The sequence below is a fragment of the Streptomyces sp. NPDC058375 genome (assembly GCF_042723425.1).
GTDB classification, from domain to species: domain Bacteria; phylum Actinomycetota; class Actinomycetes; order Streptomycetales; family Streptomycetaceae; genus Streptomyces; species Streptomyces durocortorensis.
On the sequence record NZ_JBHXJG010000361.1, the window covers coordinates 1 to 5,467 of the forward strand.

The window sequence follows — 5,467 nt, forward strand, 5'->3', positions numbered from 1 at the left end:
ACGGCGGGGCCGATGAGGCCGGCAGCCGCTCTTGAGCATGCCCCGGACCGAGCTCCAGGATGCCGGCGCGCGTAAGGGCGCCGGCATCCTGGAATCCCGCCTGACCAGGCTCAGCCGGGAGGCATTCGCCCGGGACGTCTGGGCACGGACAGCGGCGCTGACGCGGGACGCGAGCGACTTCTCCGACGTCTTTTCCACCTCCGCCGTGGACGAGCTGATCTCCCGCCGCGGGCTGCGTACGCCGTTCCTCCGGGTCGCCAAGGACGGCGCCACGCTTCCCCCGTCGTCCTTCACCGCGCCCGCCGGGGTCGGAGCCACCGTCGCCGACCAGCTCGACGACACGGCCCTGTGGCGTGCGTTCGCGGACGGCGCCACGCTCGTTCTGCAGGCGCTGCACCGTACCTGGGAACCGGTGGCGGACCTGGTCTCCGGACTGAGTACGGAGCTGGGCCATCCCGTACAGGCGAACGCCTATGTCACCCCGCCGCAGAACCGCGGGTTCGACGCGCACTACGACGTGCACGACGTCTTCGTCCTCCAGATCGAGGGGGCGAAGCGGTGGGTGATCCACGAGCCGGTACTGCCGGATCCGTTGCGCGATCAGCCGTGGACCGACCACCGTTCGGCCGTCGCCGACCGGGCCGCCCACGGCACGCCCCATCTGGACACGATGCTCCGTCCCGGCGATGTGCTCTATCTGCCGCGCGGCTGGCTGCACTCCGCGCAGGCCCAGGGGGAGGTCTCGGTCCATCTGACGCTGGGCGTCCACGTCTGGACCCGCTACGCGCTGGCCGAGGAGCTGACCCGGGCGGCCCTCGCGGCACTGGGCGACGATCCGTCCATGCGCCGCTCCCTCCCCCTGGGGACGAAGGGGCCGAAGGAGACGGGGGAGCCGAACGGACCGACTGGCAAGGACAGTTCGTACGGGGACGGGGACGGGGACGGGGACGGGGGCGGGGACGGGGGCGGGGACGGGGACGGGGGCCTGGACCTGGACCTGGTTCGTGAGCGCCTGCTCGCCGCCGTCGCCGAGGCCGACCCCGCCCCGCTTTTCCACCGCACCCGGCGGTCCCAGTCCCGCCCGGCGCCCCTGGGGCCGGTGGGCCAGCTCACCGCGTTGAACAGCCTCGTAACGAGCTCACCGGTGCGGCTGCGGGAGGCGCTGGAGCCACGGCTGGAAGGAACGCGTCTGTTCACCCGCGTCGGTCACCTCGACTTCCCGGCACCCGACCTCGTACCCGTGGCCCGACTGCTCGACGGCCGGGTCCGCACCGCCGGTGACCTCGGCCTCGCGCTCGCCGGACGGCTGCTGCGGGCGGGCGTGCTGGTGCCCGCGGACCGGTGACCACGCCGGAACGGTTCTTCTGCGCCGACGCGGCCCGGGCCCGTGACGACGCGTTCGTCGGCACCGCGCCCTTCGGCTCCGCCTGGGTCCTCATCGAGTACCGGCGCGGTTGGCCCGCCAACGGTTTCGACGGCCTCGACCTCGATCCGGAGACCAAGACCCTCGTTTTCACCGCGGCCCGGGCGAGCCGGGCCCGGATCCTTCTCGTCCGGCGCCATGGACGCCGCCGCCCCGAGGGGAGCGACCGGTGGGCGGTGCTGCACCACGACAGCTCGGGCGCGCTGCGCCAGCAGTGGGGCCGCTGGCACCGCGACCAGGATCTGGCGCAGATCGTGACCGCTCTGGACTCCCCGGGGGTACGGGGCCTCGCCCCCGTCGTCCTCGTCTGCGCGCACGGCACGCACGACGCCTGCTGCGCGGTGCGCGGGCGACCCGTGGGCCAGGCTCTCGGCGCGCGCTGGCCCGACCTGGTGTGGGAGTGCACGCATGTGGGCGGTGACAGGTTCGCCGCCAATGTCGTCGTCGTGCCCGATGGCGTCTACTACGGCAACCTGGACGCCCGGTCGGCGGTCACCGTGGTCGAGGACCACCTCGCCGACCGGATCCGCGCCGACCACCTGCGGGGCTACACCACCCTCCGCCCGCCGCAGCAGGCAGCGGTGGCCGCCGTGCTCCGGCACTTCGGCCCGGCGGGCAGACACGATCACGCGGTCACCGCGACGGTCGCTGATGACGGCGGCTGGCGCGTCCGGGTCAGCGGCCGGGCGCCGAACGCGAGGGTGTTCGACATCGAGGTACGGGCCCGGCGCACGCCGGCGCGCCAACTGACCTGCCGCGGTCCGGCGAACAGTTCCGCCCTCGTCTACGACGTGACGTCGATCCGCGACGGCTGAGCGACCGGCTCCCCCGGGGGCGCCGCGCGGGACGGGACCGGCTCGCGCGACCGCATCGCGGGACCGACGTGATCGTACGGCGCGGCCACGCCGGTCCCGCCCCGGAGCACGCACCCCGTCGCCGTCAGGCGCAGGCCGGGCACAGGCCGCGATAGGTGATCTCCACCGAGCCGACCGCGAACCCGAACCGCTCCTCGTCGGGCAGGTCGCCGATGGCGTTGCCCACCGGGTGGACGTCACGGACCGCGCCGCAGCCGGAGCAGACCAGGTGCTGGTGGGGGCGGCGCGCGTTCGGGTCGTAACGCTTGGCCCGGCCCACGGTGGAGACCTCCAGCACCTCGCCGAGCGCGACGAGCTCGCCCAGGGTGTTGTAGACGGTCGCACGGGAGATCTCGGGCAGTCGTTCGGCGGCCCGCAGATGCACCTCGTCGGCCGTCAGATGCACGTGGTCGCCGTCGAGGACCTCCGCGACGACACGCCGCTGCGAGGTCATACGCCAGCCACGGCCCCGCAGCCGTCGAAGGAGGTCGCTCATCTCGTTTCACCCGCTCCGCTCGGTGGAGGGGCTGGCGGCTCGCGCGAAGGATCCGGCGACGCCACGCCCCGTCGTTATGGTTTTAGCCTGCTTCTTGACTTGGACGAAGTCCATCGTAGGATCGATCTCGGCGACATCCAAGAGACAGGAAGACTCCGGTACGGCAGCAGAGACACGCGACGGAACACCACCGGTCGACCGCGCGGAGCCGCCCGCCGGCCCAGCGCCGTCGTCGTTCCACCGCCCGGGACCGTCCGGTCCGGTGGTCCGTGGGGCGCTCGGGCGGCCCGCGGCAAGACCCGAAACCAGCGTGCCCCCTCTGCACGGCCCGAATCCTCCTCCCCCGTTCAGCGCCCCCACGACCCTCCGGGGCCGGAAGGATCACTCATGACCGAGAACAACGAGTCGCACGTCTACGACCCCGTCGTCCCGGATTCGCCCGAGACGGCCATCCCGGAGGTGCCCGAGGCGCAGGCGGGCGGCTGCCCGGTGGCCCACGGCCGCGCTCCGCACCCGACCCAGGGCGGCGGGAACCGCCAGTGGTGGCCGGACCGCCTCAACCTGAAGATCCTCGCCAAGAACCCCGCCGTGGCCAACCCGCTGGGTGAGGAGTTCGACTACGCGGCCGCGTTCGAGGCGCTCGACCTGCCCGCCGTGAAGCGGGACATCGCCGAGGTGCTCACCACCTCGCAGGACTGGTGGCCGGCCGACTTCGGCAACTACGGACCGCTGATGGTCCGGATGGCCTGGCACAGCGCCGGCACGTACCGCATCAGCGACGGCCGCGGTGGCGCGGGCGCCGGCCAGCAGCGCTTCGCCCCGCTGAACAGCTGGCCGGACAACGGCAACCTGGACAAGGCCCGCCGGCTGCTGTGGCCGGTCAAGAAGAAGTACGGCCAGGCGCTGTCCTGGGCCGACCTGCTGATCCTCACCGGCAACGTCGCCCTGGAGACCATGGGCCTGAAGACCTTCGGTTTCGCCGGCGGCCGCGAGGACGTCTGGGAGTCGGAGGAGGACGTCTACTGGGGCCCGGAGACCACCTGGCTCGACGACGAGCGCTACACCGGCGACCGTGAGCTGGAGAACCCGCTCGGCGCGGTCCAGATGGGCCTGATCTACGTCAACCCGGAAGGCCCCAACGGCAACCCGGACCCGATCGCCGCCGCCCGCGACATCCGCGAGACCTTCCGCCGGATGGCGATGAACGACGAGGAGACCGTCGCCCTCATCGCCGGTGGCCACACCTTCGGCAAGACGCACGGCGCCGGCCCGGCCGAGAACGTCGGCGCGGACCCCGAGGGCGCCCCGCTGGAGGAGCAGGGCCTCGGCTGGCGCAACTCGTACAAGTCCGGCAAGGGCGGGGACACCATCACCAGCGGTCTGGAGGTGACCTGGACCAGCACGCCGACGCAGTGGGGCAACGAGTTCTTCCACAACCTCTTCGCCTACGAGTACGAGCTGACCGAGTCCCCGGCGGGTGCGAAGCAGTGGGTCGCCAAGGACGCGGAGGCGACCATCCCGCACGCGCACGACGCGTCGAAGAAGCAGAAGCCGCAGATGCTCACCACCGACCTGTCGCTCCGCTTCGACCCGGCGTACGAGCAGATCTCGCGCCGCTTCCACGAGAACCCGGAGGAGTTCGCGGACGCCTTCGCCCGTGCCTGGTACAAGCTGACGCACCGCGACATGGGCCCGGTCCAGCGCTACCTGGGCCCGGAGGTTCCCTCCGAGGTGCTGCTGTGGCAGGACCCGCTGCCCGCGCGTACCGAGGAGCCGCTGGACGCCGCGGAGATCTCCGCGCTCAAGGAGCAGGTGCTCGCCACGGACCTCACGGTGGCGCAGCTGGTCTCGGCCGCCTGGGCCTCGGCCGCGTCCTTCCGCGGCAGCGACAAGCGCGGCGGCGCCAACGGCGCCCGGATCCGCCTGGAGCCGCAGCGCGGCTGGGAGGCGAACAACCCGGACGAGCTGGCCCAGGTCCTGCGCGCCCTGGAGAGCATCCAGGAGTCCTTCAACGCCAAGGGCGGCAAGAAGGTCTCGCTGGCCGACCTGATCGTCCTCGCGGGCAACGCGGCGGTCGAGCAGGCGGCCAAGGACGCCGGCGTCGAGGTGGAGGTGCCGTTCACCGGTGGCCGCGTCGACGCCACGCAGGAGCAGACGGACGTCGAGTCCTTCGCCGCCCTGGAGCCCGCGTACGACGGCTTCCGCAACTACGCCGGCAAGGCGGCCCGGCTGCCCGCCGAGTACCTGCTGCTGGACCGGGCGAACCTGCTGACGCTGAGCGCCCCGGAGACCACGGTCCTGGTCGGCGGTCTGCGCGTGCTGGGCGCCAACTCCGGCGGCTCGAAGCACGGCGTTCTCACGGAGCGCCCGGGCACGCTGACCAACGACTTCTTCGTGAACCTGCTCGACCTGGGCATCACCTGGAAGTCGACGTCGTCGGCGCAGGACGAGTTCGAGGCCCGTGACGCGTCCGGCCAGGTCAAGTGGACCGGCACCCGCGCCGACCTGGTCTTCGGCTCCAACTCCGAGCTCCGTGCCCTCGCCGAGGTCTACGCGAGCGACGACGCGCGGCAGAAGTTCGTGACGGACTTCGTCGCCGCCTGGGCCAAGGTCATGGATCTCGACCGCTACGACCTGGTCTGACAGCCTCCGGCCACGTCCGCTCCGGGCGGCGTGGCCGGCATGCTCCAGCGG

4 protein-coding genes are annotated in these 5,467 nt (G+C 72.5%); 3 read left to right on the forward strand and 1 reads right to left on the reverse strand.

Annotation, left to right across the window (positions count from 1 at the left end):
- Positions 1-37: 37 nt before the first annotated feature.
- Together ACFWM7_RS33215 and ACFWM7_RS33220 are read left to right on the forward strand one after the other, a co-directional pair.
- The gene (locus ACFWM7_RS33215) at positions 38-1,345 is read left to right on the forward strand and encodes a cupin domain-containing protein (protein WP_383267941.1); all 1,308 of its coding nucleotides are present in this window, start codon (positions 38-40) and stop codon (positions 1,343-1,345) included.
- Positions 1,342-2,238: a sucrase ferredoxin gene (locus ACFWM7_RS33220; protein WP_383267943.1), complete on the forward strand. Its 897-nt coding sequence runs from the start codon at positions 1,342-1,344 to the stop codon at positions 2,236-2,238. The genes ACFWM7_RS33215 and ACFWM7_RS33220 overlap by 4 nt, the downstream gene beginning before the upstream one ends.
- 124 nt (positions 2,239-2,362) lie before the next feature.
- On the opposite strand, the gene ACFWM7_RS33225 is transcribed toward ACFWM7_RS33220, so the two are convergent.
- The gene (locus ACFWM7_RS33225) at positions 2,363-2,773 is read right to left on the reverse strand and encodes a Fur family transcriptional regulator (RefSeq protein ID WP_383267946.1); all 411 of its coding nucleotides are present in this window, start codon (positions 2,771-2,773) and stop codon (positions 2,363-2,365) included.
- A gap of 387 nt (positions 2,774-3,160) precedes the next feature.
- Between ACFWM7_RS33225 and katG the strand changes: the two genes are divergently transcribed.
- Positions 3,161-5,416: a catalase/peroxidase HPI gene (katG, locus tag ACFWM7_RS33230; RefSeq protein ID WP_383267949.1), complete on the forward strand. Its 2,256-nt coding sequence runs from the start codon at positions 3,161-3,163 to the stop codon at positions 5,414-5,416.
- Positions 5,417-5,467: the final 51 nt, after the last annotated feature.